Below are 22060 nucleotides of genomic sequence, written 5' to 3' on the forward strand. Positions count from 1 at the left end.
ACAGAATTTGCAATTTCTAATATCACTGATAATTATTTCCTATGATTGGCATCACCCTCAAACACTTGCGCTATTTCGACGCCTTGGCCCAGCAAGGCCACTTTGGCCGCGCGGCGGAAATCTGTGCCATCAGCCAGCCCGCCCTTTCCGTCCAGATCAAGGAACTTGAGGCGCTGCTCGGTGCCCCCCTTGTCGAACGCGGCCCGCGCCAGATCAGGCTGACCGCCTTGGGCGAAAGTTTTGCCCAGCGTGCCCGCGACATTCTGTGTGCCGTGGATGAGCTGGGCAATCTCGCCCGCGCCTCCACCGGCCCCCTGACAGGCCGTTTGCGCATCGGCGTCATTCCCACCGTCGCCCCCTATCTTTTGCCCCGCATTATCCAAAGGTTGGCCGCCGAACATCCGGATCTCGATTTGCATCCGCGCGAGGCAGTCACGCAAAAGCTGGTTGATGATCTGCTGGGGGGTGGGCTGGATCTGGCCGTTGTTGCCTTGCCTGTCTCTGAAACGTCGCTGTTTGAGCTTCCGCTGTTTACCGAAGAATTCGTGCTGGTCCGGCCTGCGGCCGAGGCGGCTCGCCCGGTCCCCAACCCCGAAACCCTGCGCACCATGCGATTGTTGCTGCTGGAAGAAGGTCATTGCTTTCGCGATCAAGCCCTGTCGTTCTGCAAAATGAACCCAGCCACCACCCGCGATCTGATGGAGGGCAGTTCACTGTCGACCCTTGTTCAGATGGTCGGGGCGGGGATCGGCGTGACCCTTGTTCCCCAGATGGCGGTCGAGGTCGAAACCCGCACCGCACCGGTAGCGGTGGCACGGCTGCCAGCCCCCCATCCCGTGCGAACCATCGGATTGGTCTGGCGCAAGTCGAACCCTTTGTCGAGCCAATTCAAGGGCCTGTCGCGCGTCGTGCAGCAGGCCATGCAGGTTGGATGATGTAAAGCCTTTGCCTTGGAGTTGAACTGGTTCTATCCTGTCGGGACAGGGAAAGATTTTTTCGACGAGCCGGGATCATTCAATGGCTTTCAGCGCGAATTGCCCGCAATGCGGAAATGCTGTGTCGCCCCGCTTGGCGGTGGCCAAAACCCTTTCCTGTGACAGCTGCGGCACGACCCTTTTCCTTGAGGATCAGGCGGTTCGCCTAGCGGGAATCCAAGGCGTTCTGCATGAGATTCCAAGCCTTGTCGCCTTGGGCGAAAAGGTGCGACTGGGTCGGTTCGTTTTGCGGCCCATCGGGCTGGTACGGTTCAGCTATGGGCGCGGCACTTGGGACGAATATTGGTGTGAACAGGGGGCAGGTGGTCAGGGCGTCTGGCTGTCGGTGGACGAAGGCGAGTTGGTGGTGCAGGCGGCATTGGACACGACTCAGGCCCGCCTGCCGCTCCGGGGTCGGCCCAGCCTTGGACAGACCTTTCATTGGGAAGGCGCAAGCTGGCGGGTGACGGAATTCGAAATGGCGACCTGTCTGGGTTGGAAGGGCGAACTGCCCGAGGTTCTTGCCGTCGGAAAAAGCCATGATTTCGTGAACTGCTCGGCAGGGGAACGCCTGCTGTCCGGCGAATTCGACGCCGACGGAACAGCGCATTGGTTTCTGGGGGAATGGGTCGATGCCTATGACCTGCGGCGGGGGGTGGCATGACCGGGGCCACCGACCGTTTGCAGAAAATTCAATGTCCGTCCTGCGGGGCGGGGCTGGATGTTCTGGGCGGTGGACGGGTCAAGGTGCAGATCTGCGGCTATTGCGGGACGGAACTGGACGCCGTTGCAGGCTACAAGGCACTGCGCCAGTTCAACGACCTAAAGCGGCCCGACACGCCTTTTCGGCTGGGGATGGAAGGCGAGATCGCAGGGGTTCGCCAGCAGATCATCGGCATTATGGGGCAGGTTGAGGTTTGGGAAGGCCAGACCTGGCGTTGGGTCGACCATCTGCTCTATTCCGAAACCCATGGCTATTCCTGGCTGACTCTGGAAGACGGCCATCTGGTCTGGTCACGTCGTGTGCGCTGGGCTTTGCCGATGGTGGCCTATGACCTTCATGGCATTGAACATGGCGAGCATCGACCGGGTTTCCGGGCCCTTGGCCGCGACTGGACCTATTTTGAAAGCGGGGTGCAAAAGACCGATTTCGTCGAAGGCGCCTTTACGTGGGAGCCGAAAATGGGTGACGGCGTGCAGGTCATCCGCTGGTTGACCCCCGGCGAGATGCTGTCGGTCGAGTTGTCGGGGACCGAGCAAGAAACCACGCTTTCCGTTCTGTTGGATCGCTTGGCTGTGCTGAAAAGTTTCGGTCTTGACCCCGCTGAAGTGCGAGGGGGCTGGGGGCAACATGTGTTGACGCCCATCACGGTTGGCAAAGAGATGGGTTATACAGCCACCGTCGCCGGGGGCTTTCTGGCCGCAACTTTGGCCCTGATGCTGCTGCTGGCCGCGCGGGGCGAAGAGGTTCTTGCGGCACAGACATTCCCGATTACAGCGTTGCCGAAGGTCATCGAAATGCCTTTGACGGGGCAGGGCGAATTGGTTTCGGTGGAGTTTGCGTCGGACATGGCGAATGCTTGGACCGAGCTGGAAGTCGATGTTGATGGCCCCGATGGCGAACCCTTGTTTGAAACATCCCGTCTGATCGAATATTATTCGGGCTATGAGGGCGGCGAAAGCTGGTCCGAAGGCGACCGTCGGGACGTTCTGGTCTTTCGCGCCGAAGGGCCTGGCATCTATCGCATGAATTTGGCGATGGGCGAGACGGGCGTCGAAGCCTATGGTGCCGTGCAAGAGGCGACCAAGATTTCGGTCCAAGCCCAAGAGGGTGTGGCGGCATTCCGTTGGCTTTGGGTGGCCACGGCTATCTTTTTGATTGTCATGTCCGTCGGCCCGATCCGACATTGGATGGCCTGGCACGGCCGTTTGAAACAAGGGGATTGGACCGATGACGAGGATTAGGTCATGACGCTGTTTCGGGCGATCGTTCTGGCAGGCTGTGGTGCCACCTTTACCGGGGCGGGTTGGCTGTCCTATGCCGGGGTGGGGGCCGAGGATCAGACAGTGCAATCGGTGCGGCAGGGTAGCCTGGGCAACGGTTCGGGCAATGCGGATGTGAAATGAAAGGGACAGGACAATGAATCTTCTGGCGGCAATCAACCCTGCCGAAGTGGTTGCGACGGTGGTCTATACGCTGATCGGGCTGGGGATGCTGGGCCTGTGCTGGTATCTGATCACCCGCGTCGCGCCGTTTTCGGTGATCAAGGAAATCGAACAGGATCAGAACAGCGCCCTCGCCATTCTGGTGGGGTCCATCTTCGTGGCCCTGTCGATTATCATCGGTGCGGTGATCCTCTCATCATGACCGAAGGCCCTGACGAGGCCGCCAGCGCGGCCTTGCTGACCCGCCAGCGCGAAACGTGGCTGCTGGCGGCGACCTTTGTCGTTGCCGTGGCCGGTCTGATCTATGAATTGGTGGCCGCTACCCTGTCCAGTTACCTTCTGGGCGATAGCGTGCGGCAATTTTCACTGGTGATCGGCATCTATCTGGCCTCGATGGGTCTGGGGGCTTGGCTTTCGCGCTTTGTGGGTCAGGCCTTGCCCGGTTTCATCTGGGCGCAGATTGCGCTGGGCGTGATCGGCGGCTTTATGGCCCCGCTTCTCTATTTCACCTATGCCGCGACGGGGGATGTCGAACTGCCTCTTTTTGCCGCGCTGATTGCTGTGGGGGCCCTGTCTGGCATGGAAATCCCCCTGATTGCCCGCATCCTGAAACAGATCGGCGCGCCGGAATTCCGGTTCGAGAATGTGCTGACGGTCGATTATGCTGGGGCGCTGGCCGCTTCGCTGCTGTTTCCCACGCTCATCCTGCCGCATCTGGGGCTGATGTCGGCCAGTCTGGCCTTTGGCATGATGAACCTGTTGGTGGCGGGCATGTCGCTGTGGATTTTCCGCGATCTGGCCCCGCGTCTGGCTGTATTGGTTTGGGGCCTCGCCGTTCTGGCCACGGGCCTTGCGCTTTGGCAGGCCGAGCGCATGGTCTCGGTCGCCGAGGCGGCGCTTTATGATGATGACATCATCCTGGCCGAACAGACCCCCTTCCAGCGCATCGTGGTGACACGGTTCCGTGAAAGGGTGCGGTTGTTCTTGGATGGGTCGATCCAGTTCGACAGCATCGACGAATATCGCTATCACGAAATGCTGGTCCATCCCGCGATGGCCTTGGCGGGCCGGGCCGAACGGGTTCTGATCCTTGGCGGTGGCGACGGCATGGCTCTGCGCGAGGTGCTGCGTCATTCACAGGTTCAGGCCGTGACGCTGGTCGATCTGGACCCCGCCATGACAACCCTGTTCCGCGAAGATCCCGATCTGGCGGCGCTGAATGCCGGGGCTTTGTCTGATCCGCGTGTCACCATCGTAAACCGCGATGCCTGGAAATTCGTGGAAGAAGATCAGGGCTTGTTCGACGTGATTCTGGCCGATCTGCCCGACCCGAAATCCATCGCTCTGTCAAAACTCTATACCCGCGAATTTTATGCGATGGCGATGGAACGCCTGTCGCCAAGGGGGGCAATGGCCGTGCAGGCCGGTTCGCCGCTTTTCGCGCGCGATGCCTATTGGTCGGTCATTCGCACCTTGCGTGAAACCCGCAATCCCAGCGCGCCAGAGGCCGGGCTTCACCTGCAACCCTATCACGCCTACCTGCCCAGCTTTGGTGACTGGGGCTTTGCCTTGGTGACACAGCAGCCCCATACAAACAATCTGACCGACCTGCCGCCCGGTTTGCGCTATCTGACGCCAGAAATTTGGGCCGAAGCGCAGGTTTTTGCCCCCGATGCCGCCGACAGTCGGCCCCGCCCCAACAGCCTGCGCGATCACGCCTTGGTGGGTTATTACAATGACGGTTGGGACCGTTGGTTCCGCTAGCCCCGCCGCACCAGTTGGGCCGTGACTCGCGCCGGGGCAAAAGCCTCTTCCAGCACTCTGCGGGCCGGTTCAGGATCAGCCGCGCCACAAAGAAAGATATCCAAGGCGACAAATCCGGTTTCCGGCCAAGTGTGAATCGATATATGCGATTCCGCCAGCAACAGCACCCCCGTCACCCCGCCCCCCGGAAAGGGATGCAGCATGGCCTGCAAGACCCGCGCGCCCGCCGCCTTGGCCGCCCGTTTCAGGCAATTCTCCACCTCTTCCAGACTCAGGGTCCGGGCTTCGTGGAAATCCAGCAACAAGTGTTGGCCGGGCAGTGGAGCAGCGGTTCGGTCCATCTTATCGACCTGCCCGCATTTCATCGAAAGGTAAAGCAGATTGCAGGACGCCTTCTGCCCCTTTTCACCCGACCGGTGTCATCATAGGTCTGGCGTCGCAGCAAGGTCAGCAATGATGCCTCTTTGGATCGACAGCCTGTTTCCCGATACGGTTCTGGTCTTGGGGCCGGGCCAAAATTTGCTAAGGCTGGCCGAGGCCCGGCTGCAACTGCCACCCCGTGACATCGCCCGCGCCGCCTCGGGCCTGCCTCTTTGGCCAGCCGACCGCCGCGGCGCGTTCAGCCATTGGCAGGGACAAAGCCTTTGCCTGCTGGCGCGCGGCGCGGCGCACCACTATGGCGCCGATGTCGAAGGCCGGGCCGATGCCGAAACCGCCGGCCTATTGCGGGCCGAGGCGATGGGCGCGGGCGACCTTGCCAAGCTGCGCGCGCGCGCCTTGCCCGATGTCGAAACTCTGATCTTTTCGGCCAAGGAAAGCTTTTTCAAAGCGGCGTTTCCGCTGGTCGGTCGGGTCTTTGGCTTTGACGCGCTGGAACTGGCCGAGCCGCCCCAAACAGATCATCTGGCTTTCGTGTTGACGCAAAATCTGGCCCCTGCTTTGCGGCAGGGACAGCGTGTCCGCGTCCGCTATGTCAGATTGGAAAACGCCGTCGTCACATGGACCAGATTGTCGGCATGATCGCCCATCGCCAACAACAGCCGTGCATGGCTTTTCGCAATGATCGCATGGATACGGGCCGGGGAAAGCCCTTCCCGCGCCGCAATATCCACTTGGCGGCACTCTCCCAAGCGATGATCCAGAAACATGCGCCTGTGTGACAACGGCAGAGTTTGCAAACCCGCCATCAGCACCGCCAACTGTTCCCTGTCCGCACAACGCTGCTCCGGTCCCGGAGCCGGGCTGGCCGGTTCTTCGGTTTCGCCGCCGCTATCCCTGGCTGATCGCCGCAACTGGTCCAGCGCCAGATTGCGCACCATCCGCCGCAAAAGGCCCCGTGCACTGCCCAGTTCCGGCCCGATGGCCCGACTGTCCAGACAGCGCAGCGCCGCTTCTTGCACCACATCCTCGGCGCGATCCCTCGCCCCCAGAATGCGCATCGCATCGCCGATCAGCAATTCGCGTTCTTCAATCAGATGGGCGATCAGTTTCTGACGCGTCAAGGCGCAGGCAAACGCCTGATTTTGGGCAGATTCAGACATGACGGGCCAAGCTTTCCAAAGGGTTGGGTCTGCTTGGCACCGGGCTGAGTAGATGCCCGCCTTCTATCTGATGGGCTCTCTGGCGGCAACAGCGATATGCAATCAGTGATTGAAAATCGGCGGGTCGCCGCGCCGATTCATTCGGCGGCCAGCAAGGTTCCGCCGCGCACTTGCTCCACCACAGACCGCGCGATTTCTTCGGCCCGCAACGCCAGCACCGAAAGCAGTGTATCGCTCAACCCATGCGTCGCCTCGCTATAGCCCTGCACAAAGATGGCCGGGGCAAAGCCCGCAACCATCGGCAGCCGATAATCCCGCGCAGGCGGTTCGCCGGTCTGGAACCGTGTCAGCCCATGCAGCACGCTGGAATCCAAGGCACGGTCATAGCCCGTCGCCAGCAAGATCATGTCGGCCTGCAATTCGCGCTTACCCTCCGGCCCGTCCAGCACCAGACGCAAGCCCTGCGCCGTGGCCTCGGCATGAACCGGCAGACATTCGCTGTGCAGCGTCAGCCGGTCGCCGCCCTGCACCGATTGTTCGTAAAGCAGATCGTAAAGATCCGCGATGTTGTCGCCATCCGCCACCGCATAATTCGTCGCGGCCAGCGTCGTCAGGGACTTTTGCCGCTGGGCTTTTGGCAAGGCATGGAACCGCGCCGTCTGTTCGGGATCGAACACTTCGTTCACAAAGGGGCTGTCGTCGGCAGGCCGCATGGCCCGCCCGCGCAGCACCAGATCCAGCCGCAACCCTTCGGCCCGCCCCGCCAGATCGCCAAAGATCTCGGCAGCACTTTGCCCGCCGCCCAGCACCACGATCCGCATTCCCGGTTGCAGCCGGGGCAGGGCCTTGGTGCGATAGTCGTTGGAATGGATCACCCGCGCATCGCCGCGCAGTCCCGCAAAAACCACAGGCCAGCGGGCCCGTCCGCCCGGGGCTATGACCAGATGACGTGCCCGATGGCAGTCTTGTTCACCCGCCGCATTCTGGCTGATCACCTCGACCGCTTCGATTTGGCCCGCAGCCTCCACCGGCTCGATTCCCACCACGCGTCGGTCGTATTCGCAGACTGGCATCTGGCTTGCGACCCAGGCCAGATAGTCGGTGAACTCCACCCGGCTGGGGAAAAAGGTCTTGCGGTTGATGAATTTGCTCAGCCGCCCCTTGGCATGCAGATAGCTGACAAAGGAAAAGGCGCTTTGCGGGTTCCGCAGGCTGACAAGATCTTTCAGGAAAGACACCTGCATGTCGGCCCCGGGGATCAGCATCCCCGGATGCCAAGCGAATTCCGCCCGCGCCTCAAGGAAATGCGCCCGGATCGGCTGGCCCATTTCGTGCAACGCAACGGCAAGCGACAGGTTCGACGGGCCAAAGCCCACCCCCAGCAGATCATGGGGGCGATGGTCTTGCGCGGTCATGATGTCCAGACTCCTTGGGACAAAAGGCGCGCCGGTGAAAGCCGCAGGGGACTGCCCCCGCCGGTTTCCGGCCGCGCCCAGAGGCGGGATTCAAAGAAGTGCTGGCGCTCCAGACGGACAAGGCTGGCACGTTTATGGGCAAAGTCGAAATCGCGGACATGCGCGAAACCGCCCCGGCCCAGGTTTTTCAACTGCTGGACATGGCTGGCCTTTGGCTCCCCAAGGATCGCTTGCGTCCGGGGTTCGGCCAGAAACATGTAATGCATCAGGCTGGGCAGCCAGGCGGTGACATAGTCCGCCCCGCGAATGTCTTCCTCGCCCACCAGAACATGCCAGCCCCGATCCCAAGGATCGGCATCACAATGCGCCCCGATCCGGTTTTCACGGGCCCAGTAGAGTTCGAAATAGGCAAAGTCGCGGCCATTCAGCGCGGCGATGACGGGGAACATATGGGGGTCATCCAGCAGGCGTTGCAGATAGGCGCGATGTTCCTCCAGCGTGCCCGATTCCTCAAAAAAGGCCGCCACGCGCGGATCATTCTGCCAGCGGTGAAATGTTGGCAGATCGTCCAGCGTCAGCGCCCGAAAGCTGAGCCATTGGTCCAGCCAAGGGATATGCCGTCGATAGATAACGCCCTCGGGCTTTGGCGGGCGCAGCGGAAAGCGCCCATGGGGGCCGCTTTGCCAGATCGTCGGAAAGCCCGTCAGCGCCTGCGGCAACCAACGGTCCGGCACTTGCCAAAGGGCAGCAGGCAGCACCAAGACCCCATCCGGCCCGTCCAGCACCGCCCCCATACGCCGCAGGTCCGGCAACAGCCCCGCCCATTCAGACCCCACCAACCGCAAGGCCACCTCGCCCCCTTGCGCCGTCAAGGCCTCGAACGCGGCCAGCGCCTGCGCTATGGAAAGGGCAGGGGGCGCGCTCAGGTCCAGCCGCCCCTCGCCCTGATCCCGCAAAGCGACAAAGACCCCGTCACCAAAGGCCACGGCATCGCCGGAACGCAGTGCCAGAATCTCGCCGGAAAGCAGGTCACGCGGCATCGTCTATTCCTTGTCCAGATCAAAGGCCCAATGCAGGGCCCGGTTCACCGCCACCGGCAGCACCGACATATGCGTCTCATCCGCATAGATTTCGCAGGCCGTCACCACGCCCTTCGCCTTCAGCGCCACAGCCATCTCTTCCATCGCCGCCACCGTCCGGATGCGCCCCTTCTCCGCCAGTCGCGCCTCGACCTCGGCCCCCCGCGTCTGGAACGGTGCCAGTTGCATTCCCTCCCATTCGCCCGCCGAAAGATGCACGCGTGGCGCAGGATTGGGCACGACAAACCCATCCAGATGCTTCAGCAGGAAACTCTCCTCCCAAGTGATCGCCGGGCTGGCCGCGATCCAATGGCGAAAGGCCAAGGGCTGCGTGAACAACAGCCACAGCGCGAACAAGCCGCCAAAGGAATGGCCGAACAGCGCCTGTTCGTCCAAATCCAGCCGCACATGGCCCGCCAGAAACTCCCGCGCATCCTCCAGCAAGAACCGCGCCATTTCTGCCCCACCCCCCGTCCGAACCTCGGGTGTATCCGGCCAGAACGGCGGATAGCTGGCCCCCGGCGGCGGCCCCAGATCCCAACTGCGGCGGAACGGGTCATAGGCATCCTCCGTCGGATAGCCCACGGCCACCAAGGCCCCCCAACCCAGATTCGTCCCCGTAGGCCACATCGCCTGCGACCGCATCACATCCACCGCTGTCCCGATCACCGCATTGCCGTCCAGCAGCCACAGCGCGGGCCAACCCGTTGCAGGGGCTTCGCCCGCAGGCACCCAAAGGAACACCCGCCGCACTGCCCCGCTCGCCCGATCCTCCAGATCGAACCAGCGCGTCCCCCCCGCCCCTGCCAATCCCTCGCCGTGAAGTTTCACATTCATGCCGCTGCCCTTTGTGCCGAACTGATCGCGTTCAGCACATCTTGTTCCAGCACCGCCACCGGTTCCAGCCCCACCGCCAGACGGATCGTCCTTGGGCTGACCCCGAACCGCCGGAAGGAGTTTGCCGCCCCCGCCAGCCCGCAAGCCGCTTGCCCCGGCACCATCAGGCTTTCCGGCCCGCCCCAAGAAACCCCAATCCTGACCACCCGCAGCGCATTGCAGAATCCTTCCACATCCACCCCATCCGCCAGATCAAAGGCGAACAGGCCCCCAAAGCCCGTCAGCCCCTTGGGCCGTTCCACCAGCAATCCCGGATGATGCACGGCCGTCACCAAAGAATGATCCGCCAGCCGCCGCGCCAGATACAGCCCGCTGTCCCGATGCGCTTGCATCCGCAGTTCCAGCGTTCGCATCCCCCGCAGGATCAGGAACGCATCCACCGGTGACATCCGCCCGCCATACAAATGCGTGGCCTCATGGTCGATCTTGCCGATCAGTGCCTTTGGCCCCGCCACCAGCCCCCCCAGGGTATCGCTGTGCCCCGACAGATATTTCGAGGCCGCATGAACAATCAGATCGATCCCCAGCGCCGCAGGCGTCTGAAAGATGGGCGTCGCCCAAGAATTGTCGATGACTGAAATCACGCCCAGCCGGCGCGCCGCTTCCCCCACCGCCGCCACGTCTTGCAACCGAAAGGTCCAGCTTGTCGGACTTTCCAGATAGACCAGCTTTGCCCCCGGCAAGGCATCAATCAGCGCCTGCGTATCCCGCCCATCGACATAGGTCACGCTCACCCCGAACCGCTTCAGCACCGTTTCAAACAGCCGGAACGCATCGGAATAGATGTGCTCCACCGTCACGATCCGGTCGCCCGCCGTCACGAAAGGCATCACCGCCCCGCAGATCGCCGCCATCCCCGATGAAAAGCCCCGTGCGCTTTCCGTCCCCTCCAGCCGCGCGATCAGCGCCTCCAACTCTGACACGGTCGGATTGTCGCCACGGGAATAGATATAGCGGTCCGACCGCCCCGCAAAGACATCGGCAATCTGGGCATAGCTGTCGAACAGAAAGGACGAGCTTTGAAAGATCGGCGTTGCCGTCGCGTGATGGGGCACGGGCAGGCTTGGGGTGATCAGGTCGGGGGAAAAATGCATCGAAGGCTCCGTCGGGGTGATCCCATTGGCCATAGGACGCGCCGGGTGCCCCGAAATTCACCGCAACGCAGAAAAATTTCTGCGAGGCAGAAAATTTGGTGGCTGGGGTGAATTTTGCGCAACCTGCCGCGTCCTGTGGGAAAGTTTCCAAAGGATGGCGCAATGACCAATTCGACCCTGACCCACGCCCCTTGGGTGATCCTGCGCAACCATGAAGGCCGCTATTCGGTGTTCCCCTTGGCCCATGCCGTGCCCGCCGGTTGGCAGGTGCAGGGCGAACCGGCAGGGCGTGAGGCCTGTCTGGCCCGCATCGCCGAAATCTGGACCGACATGCGCCCCTCCGCCCTGCAAGAGGTAATGGCATGAGCAAGGATGTGCTGTTCCCCGCCAGTGATCGTCCGCTGACCGCCGTCGAAAAGCGCATCTTTGCGCATGATCAGGTGGGGGAGCTGGGCCCCTATCAGCCGCAAATCCTGATCCTCGGGTTTGACGCGACATGGGACGAGGAGAGGGTTCTGCAAGCCGTCGCCCCGGTTCTGGCCCAGCATCCCGCCTTTACCGCGCGGTTCAGCGTCCTGCCCGGCGGCGTGGCGCGCCGGCATGCCACGGGTCAGACAATCCTCGCCCGTCAGGGCAAGGGCGATGTCGATGCCGCGATGGAACGGGCGCAAAGCCACCAGCCCGATCTGACGGAAAGCCCCGCCTTTGCGGACCTTTGGCAAAGCGAAGGCGGTCATTTGCTGGCCCTGAGCTTGCATCCGCTTTTGGCCGATGATGGCGTCATGGCCGGGATCGAAGCCCTGCTTTTGCAGGGCCGCGAACCCGCCAGTCTGGATGAAATCCTGCTGGACCGCAGCGAAAGGGCACGCAGGCTATCCACTTGGCAGGCCCTGATGGACAGCTATGGAATTGCCCGCCTTCCGCACCGTTTTGATGCCATGGCCGGACAGGCGCGGATCCAAAGCCACTTGACCCTGCCCGCCGACCTGTCGACCCGCATGGCAGAGACGGGGCTTGAGGCCAGCCTTGCCACCGCCCTTTCCCTGCTGCTGCGGCGCTATACCGGCCTTGACAACCTGCGCTTTGCGCTGGGCACAGGCGCGGCCGAGGCTGACCGGCGCAGCCTTGGCCTGCTGCCGCTTTGCCTTGCGCCTGATCCGGGGCGGGGCTTTGCCCAGACCCTGCAAGCCACCGCCCGCAAACTGGCCGAGGCGCGGGCCCATGCCCTGCCGACCGAGGTTCTGGAACAAGACCGCCTGTCGCGCGCCGGGGCCGACCGCCACCCCCTGGGCGCGGTGGCGCTGCATGTTCAGGCAGAACGTGCGCTGCCCTCCGGTGTGGCGCGGCTGGCCCGTCCATTGCCGCCGATGGCCGAAGAACTAGTGCTGATCGCACGCCCCGGCCCGCAAGGCGTGACCTTGATCGCCGATGCCGATGGGGGCCTGTTCCTGCCCGCGCAGATCGACCGGGCCCTGACCCACTTGCAACGGCTGCTGCGGGCGGGCTTCGAACAGCCCGCCTTGCCCACCGCCGCCATTCCCCTGCTGTCGCAGGATGAACTGGCCGCGCTTTCGGCCCCTTATCCCGACGAGACACCCGTTGATCCCCGCGCCACCCATGAAATCATCGCCGAACATGCCGGGCTGACCCCCGACAAACTGGCCGTCATCTGCGGGACCGACCGACTGACGCATGGCGCACTCGATGCCCGCGCCAATGCGCTGGCCCATCACCTGATCACGCTGGGCGTCGGGGCCGAAGTGCCCGTCGCCATCCTGATCGAACGCGGGGCGGATGCGGTCGTGGCCATTCTCGCCGCAATGAAAGCGGGCGGGGCCTATATCCCCGTCGAACCCGACCACCCCACCAGCCGCAACCACCATATCCTGACCGATGCCGGGGTGCGCGTTGTGCTGACGCGCCAACGCTATCTGGACCGCCTGCCGCAAGGCCTGACTGCCGCTGTCCTTTGTCTGGAGGATTTCCACGATGCCCCGCGTCCCGACGCGCCGTCTGTGACCATCCACCCTGATCAACTGGCCTATGTCATGTATACCTCCGGCTCCACCGGCAAGCCCAAGGGTGTCGCGGTGGAACATGGCCCCCTGTCCCACCACAACCAGACCACCGCCCGCGTCTATGAAATGTCGTCCGAAAGCCGCGAACTGCCCTTCCTGCCGTTTTCGTCGGACGGGGGCCATGAACGCTGGATGGTGCCTTTGATGATGGGCGGCTCTGTCGTCATCCCCGATGGCCCGCTTTGGACCCCCGAACAAACCCTGACCGCGATGCGCGAACAGGGCTGCAACAATGCCTCCATTCCCACCACCTATCTGCAACAACTGGCCGAATGGGCCGAGGAAACCGACAGCGCCCCCCCTATGCGCCTCTATTCCTTTGGCGGCGAGGGCCTCGCGCAATCGACCTTTGACCTGCTCAGCCGCGCCTTAAAGGCCAAGATCCTGATCAACGGCTATGGCCCCACCGAAACCATCATGACCCCCATGGTCTGGAAAGTGCAGGCAGGCACCCGCTTTGACGGCGTCTATGCCCCCCTGGGCCGCGCGGTCGGCGACCGCCGCGCCTATGTCCTTGATGAAGAGCTGATGCCCTGCCCGCAGGGTGTTGTCGGCGAAATCTACCTTGGCGGCACCGGCGTCGCGCGCGGCTATGTCGGCAAGCCCGACACCACCGCCGACCGTTTCGTGCCCGATCCCTTCGGCCCTGTTCTGGACGGCACCTCTGGCGCGCGGCTGTATCGCACCGGCGATCTTGGCCGCTGGCGCGAGGATGGCACGATTGAATTCGTGGGGCGCGTCGATCTTCAGATCAAGGTCAACGGCTACCGCATCGAGCCGGGCGAGATTGAGGCCGTCCTGCTGGCCGAACCCGGCGTGGGTGAGGCTTTGGTTCTGCTGCGAGGCGACCCGGAAAAGCGCCTGATCGGCTATGTCGTCGGCCCCGCCTTGGACGCTGGCCCCGCCCTGCTGGCAGCCTTGGAAACCAAACTGCCCAAACACATGCTGCCCGAGGCGGTGGTGGTCCTGGACAAGATGCCCACCAACCCCAATGCCAAACTCGACCGCGCCGCCCTGCCCATGCCAAACGCGCAACAGCGCAAAGGGGCAGGCGTGGCCGCCAAGGGCGAGGCTGAAACCCGCATCCTGACAATCTGGCGCGATCTGATCGGCGCGCCTGACATGGGCGTCACCGATGATTTCTTTGCCATGGGCGGCAAATCCCTTGTCGCGTTGAAGGCCCTCGCCGCCATGCGCCGCCATTGGCCGCAAACCGCCCTCACCATCGCCGACCTCTTCGATGCCCCCACCGTCCGGGAAATCGCCCGGCGTATCACGGCAGGCGGGCAAACGGGGCGTTCCGCCATCGCCTTGCGGGCCACCGGCACCAAACCTCGGCTTTACTGTTTCCCCGGCCTTCTGGTGTCGACCCGCGAATATCTGCGGCTGACCGATTGTCTGGGGGCGGATCAGCCGGTGACGGGCTTTCTCTGCCATTCGCTGAACGAAGAAAAGCGCCTGAATGTTTCCGTCGAAGAGGTCGTCGCAGGCTATGCCGACCACATCCTGCGCGAAAACGCGGGCCAGCCCTGCGCCTTCCTCGGCTGGTCTTGGGGCGGGCTTCTCGCGTGGGAGGCGGCGCGTCAATTGCAGGGCAAGGTCGATCTGCGCCTGATGGGCATGGTCGATGTCTGCGATCTGGGCAGCGATTTCACCCCCGGTGCCGTGCCCGATTTCGCCCCCGGCGAACGCGACCGCCTGTTTGCCGAATTGCAGGGCTGGCTGGCCAAAACGAAAATGCGGGCGCAGTGGGACAGGTTGATCAGCGCGATGGATGCCGAATGTTTCGAACAATTCCTGCGCTTTATCGGGAATGAGGCCGAGCCTTTGCCCCATGACGGCCCGGAAATCTCCAGCCGCGAACACACATTCTGGGTTCTGATCGACAACGCGCTTGTCTTTCGCCAGCACCGGATGACGCCGCTTTCCGTGCCCGTCGCCTCGTTCAGCGCGGGTGACAGCCTCAGCCGGGGCCTCAACCTGCTCGACTGGCGGAAATGGTCCGACAAGGCCAGTGCCGCCGAAGTCGTCGTAGGCACCAACCATCTGCACATCATCGGCGAGACCCGCTTTCACGAACGTTTCAAGCTGCGGCTGGATCAGGCGTTTAGCGGTTGAACCGGATGCCACTGTCCCCTCCCCCCACGGGGAGGAGGGTTAGGGTGAGGTGTCACTCCAAGGGATAGACCACAGGCCGACCGAACACCGGATCGGGCCGCACTTCGGCCCGAAGACCATACAGCGCCGCCACAGACGCGGGCGTCACCGCCTGTTCCGGCGGCCCTTCACAGACCATCCGGCCTGCGTTCAAGCCCAGAATATGGTCGCAGAACCGCGCGGCAAGCGTCAGGTCATGCAGCACCATCACCACCTGCCGCCCATGATCCTGTGCCAGCCCGCGCAGCAGATGCAGCAGCCGCAACTGATGCGGCAGGTCCAGATAGGATGTCGGCTCATCCAGCAGGATCACCGGCGTTTCCTGCGCCAAGGCCATGGCGAGCCAAACCCTTTGACGTTGCCCCCCCGACAGATCGGCCAAACGCCGCTGTTCCAGCCCTGCCAGATCGGTCGCCTCCATCGCCCGCGCCATCGCTGCCCGGTCGCCTGCCGACAAGGGCATGAAAGCCCGCCGCCATGGCGTGCGGCCCTTGGCCACCAAACCCTCGACCGTCATGTCCGGCAGGCTGGCTGGTTCCTGCGGCAGAAAGGCCAAACGCCGCGCCCGTTCTTGCGGGGGCAAGGCGTTGACCGTTTGTCCCGCCAACAAAACCTCGCCCGACAAAGGCGACAAAACCCCCGCCAGACAGCGCAGCAGCGTCGATTTGCCGCAGCCATTCGGCCCGATGATCCCTGTCACACCCCGCGCGGGAAGATCGGCATTGAAACCGTCATAGATCATCTGACGGCCCAGACGGACCTTCAGGTTCTGCACCCGGAAAAGCGGCTCACTCATCGCATCATCCCACGTCGATCCTGCGTCAGGAAAAAGATCAGATAGGGCGCTCCGATCAGCGCCATCAAAAGCCCCGTCGGCAGGCTGACCCAAGGGGCCAACAGCCGTGCCCCCAGATCGGCCAAAACCAGCAGACAGGCCCCCATCAGCGCAGCAGGCAAAAGGGCAGGGGGCTCGGCCCCAGTCACCGCCCTTGCCAAGGGTGCGGCGGTAAAGGCCAGAAAGCCCAAGGGCCCCACCGCCAGAACCGCCGCCCCGGTCAGCATTGCCACCAAGGCCAGCACCAACAAATTCAGCCGCGCGGGATTGATGCCCAGCGCCAGCGTCAATTCATCCCCCAGCCACAGCGTTGAAAGCGCCCGCCCAAAGCCCAAGGTCGCCAGCAATCCCACAGCCACCGCCGCCCAAAGAAGCCCCGCCGTCGCCATATCGGCCCGCGACAATGACCCAGAAAGCCACAGCATCGCTTGCGCCACCTGCGCATCGGGTGCCCGTTGCAGCACCACCGTTGTCGCCGCCGCCGCCGTGGCCCCTACACCGATGCCATACAACACAAAGGCCAGCGCGCCTTGCCCCCGCGCAAGCAGGCTGACCAGCGCCAGCGCCAAAGCCGCCCCCGCCACAGCCCCCCACAAGGGCGGACCACCAGCGACCAGCACCAACACATGCCCAAGACTCGCCCCCTGCACCAGCCCGATGACATCGGGCGTCGCCAAAGTGTTCCGCGTCAGCCCCTGCATCAGCGCCCCCGCCAGACCCAGTGCCATCCCCGCACCAATCGCCAGCAGCACGCGCGGCAGGCGCAGCACCTGAATCAAGAAATCATCCGGGTTCCAGAGCCCCGCCCAGACCTGCCCCGGCGACAGCCATTCCCGCCCCCCGGCCAGCGCCACATAGGCCAGCACCAGCATGGCCAGCGAAAGGATCAACACGGGCCTCATCGCGCCAGCATCCTGCGCAGCACAAGGATCAGCGCGGGCCCCCCCAGCAGCGCCGTGATGATCCCCGCGTCCACTTCGCCCGGCCTTGCGATCACCCGCCCCAAAGTGTCGGCCAAAAGCAAAAGCGCCGCCCCGCCGGGCAGCGCGAAGGCATAGGCCCAACGCAAATTCCCCCGTGCCAGACCCTGCGCCACAAGGGGCACCAGCAGCCCCAAAAAGGCCACCGGCCCCGCAATCGCCACACTGGCTCCCGCCAGCACCGTCACATGCCCCAGCACCAGCGCCACCGTCTGCCCCGGTTTCTTGCCCAGACTGTCGCTTTGTTCCGCCCCCAAGGTCAGCAATTCCAGCCGTTCACAGCAGAGGAACCCACTGACCAAGGCCAAGCCAATCGCCAGCAAGGCCGCCGTCTCATGCCTTGGCACCATCGGTATCGCCCCCAACAGCCAGCGCAGATAGCGCGCCTGCATTTCCGCATCGGTCAGGATCAGCGCCCCCGCCAGCGACAAGCAAAGCGCCTCGATCGCCAGACCCGCCAAGGGCAGCCGCAGCGACAAGGCCGCCGTGCCGCCACTTCCCCCGGCCAAGCCCCAAAGCGCCAATCCCGCCAGTCCCGCACCCAGACTGGCCACAGCCAGAAACGCCAGCCCCCCGGCCCCCGGCCACAGATAGGCCAACACAATCGTCGCCAGCGCCGCCCCCGCGTTGACCCCCGTGATCCCCGGATCGGCCAAGGGGTTTGCCGTCAGCCGCTGCAACAACAGCCCCACCACCGCCAAAGCCGCCCCCACCGCCATTGCGCAAACACTGCGAAAGGCCCGCGCTTCGATCAGATCAGCCCAGCCCTGTTCCGCCGCGCCAAACCGCAAGGACAGCGCCAAGGCCAGCAAAAGCGCCGCGCCAAAGGCCGCCAAGATCCAAAGGGGGGAAAGTCGTGCCATGCGCCATTGATCCAAAAGGGCGGCTGGCAACGGGCTGGCCTTGGCCCACTAGCGCCAAAAGCCCGGCCCCTGCAACCCTTGACTCTGCGCCGCCCCGGCGGGATGAAGCCCCGCCAAGCCCGACGCCAGGCCCCGAAATCTGGAGTGTCCCATGCGTCTGATCCCCCTTCTGCTCGCCCTCTGTGCAGCCCTTCCCCTGCATGCCGAACCTGTCACCATCGACCATCGCTTTGGCACGACCATCGTTGAAGCCACCCCCCAGCGCATCGTTTCCGTCGGCTATCACGAACAGGATTTTCTCTACGCCCTCGGCATCGCCCCCATCGGTGTCCATGAATGGTTCGGCGGCCATCCCTATGCCACTTGGGAATGGGCCGAACCCGCCCGGCTGGCCTTGGGGGCCGAACCCCAGGTGCAAAGGGGGTTCGAGATTGATCTTGAATGGGTCTATCAGCAGCAGCCCGACCTGATCCTTGCCACCTTTGCGCCCATGGATCAGACCACCTATGACCAGCTTTCCCTGATAGCCCCCGTCGTGGCCCCGCCTGCCGGTTTCCCTGACTGGGGCGCCCCTTGGCAAGAAGAACTCCGCCTTATCGCCCGCGCCACCGGCCGCGCCGATCAGGGTGAGGCGATCATCGCCAAGGTCGAGGCGGATTTGCAGCGCCTCGCCGCCGCCTATCCCGCCTTTGCCGGGCGTGAGGCCGCCGTCGCCTATGTCAATGGCACCGATCTTGTGGGCTATGGCCCCGCCGATGGCTCCAACCGCCTTATGGCCGCCCTGGGCTTTGCCATCCCCCCCGAATACACCGAACTTGTCAGCGCCGCCGGAAACTTTGCCGTCAGTCTGGAACGCATCGACCTTTTTGACCGCGATGTCATCCTTTGGCTCGCCGAATCCGAAGGCCGCGAATTGCTGGATGCCCTGCCTGCCTTTGCCGACAGCGACATGCCCAAGGCCTCTGTCTGGCTCGATGCCACCGAAACCGGCGCCATGAGCTTTCAATCCCCCCTTTCCATCCCTTGGGTTGCCGAAAAATTGGCCCCTCGCCTCGATCAGGCCCTGAAAAACCGCCCGCGGGATTGACACCGCCCCCGCCCTGACTAGGTTGCCGCCACCCAAGGATAGACCCCCAGGCAAAACCGGCCCGCGCCGGACCCCTCTGTTTGCACCCTTAGCCTTGGGAAATGTCATGACCCCCTTCCAGCCTGCCCGTCTCCCCCATCTTCTGCTCTGCCACACCGCCCTCATCAGCCTTTCCACCCTGCCGCTTTATGCGCAGGATGCCGAAACCACCGATCTGGCCCCCATCATCGTGCAGGAAAAGCTAGCCTATTCCGGGGCTATTGAAGGCTATCTTGCCCCCGCCACCGAAACAGGCGTCAAATCCGGCGTCCCCTTGGCCGAAGTCCCCCAGTCCATCTCTGTCGTCACCACAACCGAACTGGAATTCCGCAAACCCCGCCAGATCGAGGATGCGATCAAATTCGTTCCCGGTATCAACGCCTCGACCTGGGGCACCGACAACCGCTATGACCAATTCTCGCTCCGCGGCTTTGACATGGGCACCGGGGCCCTCTACCGCGACGGCCTGCCGCAAAAGGCCCTGAACTTTACCGCCTTTTCCACCGATCCCTATATGATCGAACGCGTCGATGTCCTACGCGGCCCTGCCGGTGTTCTTTACGGCTCGAACGATGCCGGCGGCATGGTCAACCTTGTCACCAAACGCCCCGTCTTTGACCGCGTTGCCGAAGGCCGTCTTGGCTTTGCCAGCCATGGCACTGCCGAGGCCGCCTTTGACTGGGGCAATGTCCTGAACGCCGAAGGCACCCTTGCCGGACGTCTGACCGGCCTTGTCCGCGACGGCGGCACCGCCGTCGACGGGGCCGAGGATGACCGCTATTTTATCGCAGGTGGTCTCACCTGGGCCCCCACCGATCAGACCTCGCTGACGATCTTGGCCCATGTCCAGAAAGACGGCAAACAGCCCCTCATCATGACCCCCGTCAATGGCGAAGACATTGATCCCGCTTGGGGAACCCTTCCTACCGATTTCCCCTTCCGCCAGTCCGACTATAACCATTTCGACACCGAACAGGAATCCTTCGGCTGGGAACTCACCCATAAATTCGACAATGGCCTGACGCTGAACCACCGCCTGCGCTATGCCCATCAGACCACCGACTATGCCCAGTTGGACTATTCCTATGCCGATGCTGCGGGCATGTATTACTACGCCTTCCGCAACGACGAAGACGCCAAGACCCTTGGCCTTGATACCAATCTGGAATGGAACGCCAGCTTTGGTGCCATCGAAAACACCCTGATCGCCGGGTTCGACTATCAGCGCAGCCAGAACAAGGTGACGCAATATTACGACGGCACGCTTTACACCGTCCCCTTTGCCAACCCCGCCCTCGACTTCGCCGTGACTGACCCGGCCCTTGGCTCCACCACCCGTTCGACCTATGTCGAAAAAGGCCTCTATATTCAGGACCACATGAAATTCGACGGTGGCACCACCCTCACCGCTGGTCTGCGCCAAAGCTGGTTTGAAAACCGTTCCGAAGACCTGATCGGCGGCACATCCGACAGTCAGGACGACAAGGCCCTCACCGGCATGATCGGCCTCACCCATGAATTTGCGAACGGCCTGACCCCCTACGTCAGCTATACCGAAGGCTTCATCCAGAACGTCGGCAAAACGATCACCGGCGAAACGCTGGACCCGTCGAAAAGCAAGCAGGTTGAACTCGGCCTGCGCTATCAGCCGGGCGATGAGCTGCTGCTGTCCGCTTCGCTGTTCGATCTGCGCAAGACCAACGTCAAGGACTATGACCTCTCTGACCCCACCTTCTCCAGCTTTGTCACCGTCGGCGAAATCCGTTCCCGCGGGCTGGAGCTTGAGGCGCGGGGCCGTCTGACAGACCGCCTGCAAGGGATGCTGTCCTATGCCTATCTTGACACCAAGATCACCAAATCAGCCGATGCCTCGAAACTGGGCAACCACAATGCCATGGCACCCCAGCATCAACTGTCGCTTTGGGTGGATTACGACGCTTCCGCCCTGCTGGATGGCCTGACCATCGGCACTGGCCTGCGCTATCAGTCCGACAGCTTCTCGACCCAGGATAATGGCCGCAAGACCCAAGGCGGTGCCGTGGCCGATCTGTCGATCCGCTATGAGGCCGACAGCTATACCGTCGATCTGGGCGTCTCGAACCTGTTCGACCGGGACTATTATGGCGTCTGCTATGATAGCTACGGCTGCGCCAAGGGCGAAGGCCGCGTCGCCACCCTGTCAGTCAGCACCAAGTTCTGACCGGGCCCTCGGGACAATGAACAACGGCGCGGCAACAGGGTGTGCCGCGCCGTTTTGTTGAGGGGATTGCCAATATGTCTGCAACTATAATTGCTGCGGCTATCATTGATGAGTCTCGAGCCGAATTATGTAGTGACTCTCGAACCGGAGCGGTAATTTTCATATTTCCAAAAAATCGATTGCATTTAGCGAATTTTATACTCCTTCTCTAATTCTGGCAGAGCGGAAAATATTTTCTCGAGTTCTGCGGTCCTCTTAGGCACCACGGTCTTGCAATCCTCACTCGCATACCAATTTAAAAATTCGAAGTCTCCAGCATAGATGTGTGCAATGCAAGCGGCAATGCCTAACGAACCTCTTAGTCCAGGCGGAGAATCATGGCTAAACTTCGGCAGATATTTCGGCGGCAAATTTAACAACAGTTCATCTTCACTCGCCGTGACAAAGTAGTTGCTCAGCATATCCAAACCATCTTCTAACATACATCTTATGACTGTCTGGGCATCTGAAACGTCTATGAATTTATGAGACAACCTCTCCGCATTTGGGGCCGATGATAGCAGTGTCGACTTGTCAAGGACAATTGCCGCATTATTCCATTCTTTTTTAAATTTTCCACTGAAATCAGCCACAGCGTCGAAAGTCAAAAAAGAACTTGGATGCCAGTAACCAACAATTTTCTTAAAAAGCTTCATCGAGGGTTTGTGCTCGATTTGAACGCCAGGTCTTATGGGGGTGTCCGTTTTTGTGAATGAAAATCCGCCGTCAATTAACATCTCTCCATTAGGTATAGGCTTTCTGAATGCGCCCTTTTTATATTCCCATCCGGAGAAATCTGCAGCAACGTCGCAGCAGATTTCCTCTAGAAGGTCCTTTAAATAGCGTACCATT

21 protein-coding genes are annotated in these 22060 nt (G+C 62.5%); 11 read left to right on the plus strand and 10 right to left on the minus strand.

Annotation, left to right across the window (positions count from 1 at the left end):
* Window positions 1–41: 41 nt before the first annotated feature.
* From IE095_RS16270 to IE095_RS16295, 6 genes are all read left to right on the plus strand, one after another.
* Complete coding sequence (locus tag IE095_RS16270) at window positions 42–935, plus strand: hydrogen peroxide-inducible genes activator (protein WP_189413008.1); 894 nt, start codon at window positions 42–44, stop codon at window positions 933–935.
* A gap of 82 nt (window positions 936–1017) precedes the next feature.
* Complete coding sequence (locus tag IE095_RS16275; RefSeq protein WP_229804872.1) at window positions 1018–1638, plus strand: DUF4178 domain-containing protein; 621 nt, start codon at window positions 1018–1020, stop codon at window positions 1636–1638.
* Window positions 1635–2939: a DUF4178 domain-containing protein gene (locus IE095_RS16280; protein ID WP_189413012.1), complete on the plus strand. Its 1305-nt coding sequence runs from the start codon at window positions 1635–1637 to the stop codon at window positions 2937–2939. Before IE095_RS16275 ends, IE095_RS16280 begins: the two co-directional genes overlap by 4 nt.
* A 3-nt stretch (window positions 2940–2942) precedes the next feature.
* Window positions 2943–3101 (plus strand): hypothetical protein, encoded by a 159-nt coding sequence (locus IE095_RS16285; RefSeq protein WP_189413014.1) that lies wholly within the window; start codon window positions 2943–2945, stop codon window positions 3099–3101.
* A 13-nt stretch (window positions 3102–3114) separates the two neighbouring features.
* Window positions 3115–3342, plus strand: coding sequence for a DUF350 domain-containing protein (locus IE095_RS16290; RefSeq protein WP_189413016.1), 228 nt, complete (start codon window positions 3115–3117; stop codon window positions 3340–3342).
* Window positions 3339–4904 carry a polyamine aminopropyltransferase gene (locus tag IE095_RS16295; protein ID WP_189413018.1) on the plus strand — a complete coding sequence of 522 codons (1566 nt, stop codon included), beginning with the start codon at window positions 3339–3341 and terminating at the stop codon, window positions 4902–4904. The genes IE095_RS16290 and IE095_RS16295 overlap by 4 nt, the downstream gene beginning before the upstream one ends.
* Here IE095_RS16295 and speD read toward each other — a convergent pair.
* On the minus strand, window positions 4901–5245 hold the full coding sequence (gene speD / locus IE095_RS16300; RefSeq protein ID WP_189413020.1) for an adenosylmethionine decarboxylase: 345 nt from the start codon (window positions 5243–5245) through the stop codon (window positions 4901–4903). The two genes, IE095_RS16295 and speD, sit on opposite strands and share 4 nt — an antisense overlap.
* Window positions 5246–5360: 115 nt before the next feature.
* On the opposite strand from speD, the gene IE095_RS16305 reads away from it, so the two are divergent.
* Complete coding sequence (locus tag IE095_RS16305; protein ID WP_229804873.1) at window positions 5361–5924, plus strand: 4'-phosphopantetheinyl transferase family protein; 564 nt, start codon at window positions 5361–5363, stop codon at window positions 5922–5924.
* Here IE095_RS16305 and IE095_RS16310 read toward each other — a convergent pair.
* The 5 genes from IE095_RS16310 to IE095_RS16330 all read right to left on the minus strand — a co-directional run bounded on the left by IE095_RS16310 (window position 5873) and on the right by IE095_RS16330 (window position 10930).
* On the minus strand, window positions 5873–6406 hold the full coding sequence (locus tag IE095_RS16310) for an RNA polymerase sigma factor (RefSeq protein ID WP_189413024.1): 534 nt from the start codon (window positions 6404–6406) through the stop codon (window positions 5873–5875). The genes IE095_RS16305 and IE095_RS16310 overlap by 52 nt on opposite strands.
* Window positions 6407–6582: 176 nt before the next feature.
* Window positions 6583–7860 carry a lysine N(6)-hydroxylase/L-ornithine N(5)-oxygenase family protein gene (locus IE095_RS16315; RefSeq protein ID WP_189413025.1) on the minus strand — a complete coding sequence of 426 codons (1278 nt, stop codon included), beginning with the start codon at window positions 7858–7860 and terminating at the stop codon, window positions 6583–6585.
* Window positions 7857–8900 carry a GNAT family N-acetyltransferase gene (locus tag IE095_RS16320; protein WP_189413027.1) on the minus strand — a complete coding sequence of 348 codons (1044 nt, stop codon included), beginning with the start codon at window positions 8898–8900 and terminating at the stop codon, window positions 7857–7859. The genes IE095_RS16315 and IE095_RS16320 overlap by 4 nt, the downstream gene beginning before the upstream one ends.
* Before the next feature lie 3 nt (window positions 8901–8903).
* Window positions 8904–9776: an alpha/beta hydrolase gene (locus tag IE095_RS16325; RefSeq protein WP_189413029.1), complete on the minus strand. Its 873-nt coding sequence runs from the start codon at window positions 9774–9776 to the stop codon at window positions 8904–8906.
* Window positions 9773–10930, minus strand: a complete 1158-nt coding sequence (locus IE095_RS16330) for a PLP-dependent transferase (RefSeq protein WP_229804874.1) — start codon at window positions 10928–10930, stop codon at window positions 9773–9775. Before IE095_RS16330 ends, IE095_RS16325 begins: the two co-directional genes overlap by 4 nt.
* Before the next feature lie 162 nt (window positions 10931–11092).
* On the opposite strand from IE095_RS16330, the gene IE095_RS16335 reads away from it, so the two are divergent.
* Window positions 11093–11296 (plus strand): MbtH family protein, encoded by a 204-nt coding sequence (locus tag IE095_RS16335; protein WP_189413033.1) that lies wholly within the window; start codon window positions 11093–11095, stop codon window positions 11294–11296.
* Window positions 11293–15126 (plus strand): amino acid adenylation domain-containing protein, encoded by a 3834-nt coding sequence (locus tag IE095_RS16340; protein ID WP_189413035.1) that lies wholly within the window; start codon window positions 11293–11295, stop codon window positions 15124–15126. The genes IE095_RS16335 and IE095_RS16340 overlap by 4 nt, the downstream gene beginning before the upstream one ends.
* Window positions 15127–15178: 52 nt before the next feature.
* Here IE095_RS16340 and IE095_RS16345 read toward each other — a convergent pair whose 3' ends face one another.
* Genes IE095_RS16345 through IE095_RS16355 form a run of 3 tightly spaced genes read right to left on the minus strand, consistent with a single transcriptional unit; the run spans window position 15179 to window position 17843 of the window.
* A complete protein-coding gene (locus tag IE095_RS16345) occupies window positions 15179–15961 on the minus strand; it encodes an ABC transporter ATP-binding protein (protein ID WP_189413037.1) in 783 nt (260 codons plus the stop codon).
* The gene (locus tag IE095_RS16350) at window positions 15958–16902 is read right to left on the minus strand and encodes a FecCD family ABC transporter permease (RefSeq protein ID WP_189413039.1); all 945 of its coding nucleotides are present in this window, start codon (window positions 16900–16902) and stop codon (window positions 15958–15960) included. The genes IE095_RS16345 and IE095_RS16350 overlap by 4 nt, the downstream gene beginning before the upstream one ends.
* Window positions 16899–17843, minus strand: a complete 945-nt coding sequence (locus tag IE095_RS16355) for an iron chelate uptake ABC transporter family permease subunit (protein ID WP_189413041.1) — start codon at window positions 17841–17843, stop codon at window positions 16899–16901. Before IE095_RS16355 ends, IE095_RS16350 begins: the two co-directional genes overlap by 4 nt.
* Window positions 17844–17994: 151 nt before the next feature.
* On the opposite strand from IE095_RS16355, the gene IE095_RS16360 reads away from it, so the two are divergent.
* Together IE095_RS16360 and IE095_RS16365 are read left to right on the plus strand one after the other, a co-directional pair.
* Entirely contained in the window at window positions 17995–18930 is a 936-nt protein-coding gene (locus IE095_RS16360; protein ID WP_189413042.1) for an ABC transporter substrate-binding protein, read from the plus strand.
* A 106-nt stretch (window positions 18931–19036) separates the two neighbouring features.
* Entirely contained in the window at window positions 19037–21169 is a 2133-nt protein-coding gene (locus IE095_RS16365) for a TonB-dependent siderophore receptor (RefSeq protein WP_189413044.1), read from the plus strand.
* 185 nt (window positions 21170–21354) lie between these two features.
* On the opposite strand, the gene IE095_RS16370 is transcribed toward IE095_RS16365, so the two are convergent.
* Window positions 21355–22059 (minus strand): hypothetical protein, encoded by a 705-nt coding sequence (locus IE095_RS16370; RefSeq protein ID WP_189413047.1) that lies wholly within the window; start codon window positions 22057–22059, stop codon window positions 21355–21357.
* Window position 22060: the final 1 nt, after the last annotated feature.

Origin of the sequence: Neogemmobacter tilapiae (genome assembly GCF_014652215.1) — a bacterium.
GTDB classification, from domain to species: domain Bacteria; phylum Pseudomonadota; class Alphaproteobacteria; order Rhodobacterales; family Rhodobacteraceae; genus Neogemmobacter; species Neogemmobacter tilapiae.

Excerpts from the sequence above, each read along its gene's own strand:
- IE095_RS16330 (WP_229804874.1), bottom strand. The coding sequence starts at position 10,930 with ATGCATTTTTCCCCCGACCTGATCACCCCAAGCCTGCCCGTGCCCCAT.
- IE095_RS16340 (WP_189413035.1), top strand. The coding sequence starts at position 11,293 with ATGAGCAAGGATGTGCTGTTCCCCGCCAGTGATCGTCCGCTGACCGCC.
- speD (WP_189413020.1), bottom strand. The coding sequence starts at position 5,245 with ATGGACCGAACCGCTGCTCCACTGCCCGGCCAACACTTGTTGCTGGAT.
- IE095_RS16275 (WP_229804872.1), top strand. The coding sequence starts at position 1,018 with ATGGCTTTCAGCGCGAATTGCCCGCAATGCGGAAATGCTGTGTCGCCC.
- IE095_RS16355 (WP_189413041.1), bottom strand. The coding sequence starts at position 17,843 with ATGGCACGACTTTCCCCCCTTTGGATCTTGGCGGCCTTTGGCGCGGCG.
- IE095_RS16305 (WP_229804873.1), top strand. The coding sequence starts at position 5,361 with ATGCCTCTTTGGATCGACAGCCTGTTTCCCGATACGGTTCTGGTCTTG.
- IE095_RS16345 (WP_189413037.1), bottom strand. The coding sequence starts at position 15,961 with ATGAGTGAGCCGCTTTTCCGGGTGCAGAACCTGAAGGTCCGTCTGGGC.
- IE095_RS16290 (WP_189413016.1), top strand. The coding sequence starts at position 3,115 with ATGAATCTTCTGGCGGCAATCAACCCTGCCGAAGTGGTTGCGACGGTG.
- IE095_RS16325 (WP_189413029.1), bottom strand. The coding sequence starts at position 9,776 with ATGAATGTGAAACTTCACGGCGAGGGATTGGCAGGGGCGGGGGGGACG.
- IE095_RS16365 (WP_189413044.1), top strand. The coding sequence starts at position 19,037 with ATGACCCCCTTCCAGCCTGCCCGTCTCCCCCATCTTCTGCTCTGCCAC.
- IE095_RS16335 (WP_189413033.1), top strand. The coding sequence starts at position 11,093 with ATGACCAATTCGACCCTGACCCACGCCCCTTGGGTGATCCTGCGCAAC.
- IE095_RS16295 (WP_189413018.1), top strand. The coding sequence starts at position 3,339 with ATGACCGAAGGCCCTGACGAGGCCGCCAGCGCGGCCTTGCTGACCCGC.
- IE095_RS16370 (WP_189413047.1), bottom strand. The coding sequence starts at position 22,059 with ATGGTACGCTATTTAAAGGACCTTCTAGAGGAAATCTGCTGCGACGTT.
- IE095_RS16285 (WP_189413014.1), top strand. The coding sequence starts at position 2,943 with ATGACGCTGTTTCGGGCGATCGTTCTGGCAGGCTGTGGTGCCACCTTT.
- IE095_RS16270 (WP_189413008.1), top strand. The coding sequence starts at position 42 with ATGATTGGCATCACCCTCAAACACTTGCGCTATTTCGACGCCTTGGCC.
- IE095_RS16350 (WP_189413039.1), bottom strand. The coding sequence starts at position 16,902 with ATGAGGCCCGTGTTGATCCTTTCGCTGGCCATGCTGGTGCTGGCCTAT.
- IE095_RS16320 (WP_189413027.1), bottom strand. The coding sequence starts at position 8,900 with ATGCCGCGTGACCTGCTTTCCGGCGAGATTCTGGCACTGCGTTCCGGC.
- IE095_RS16280 (WP_189413012.1), top strand. The coding sequence starts at position 1,635 with ATGACCGGGGCCACCGACCGTTTGCAGAAAATTCAATGTCCGTCCTGC.
- IE095_RS16360 (WP_189413042.1), top strand. The coding sequence starts at position 17,995 with ATGCGTCTGATCCCCCTTCTGCTCGCCCTCTGTGCAGCCCTTCCCCTG.
- IE095_RS16315 (WP_189413025.1), bottom strand. The coding sequence starts at position 7,860 with ATGACCGCGCAAGACCATCGCCCCCATGATCTGCTGGGGGTGGGCTTT.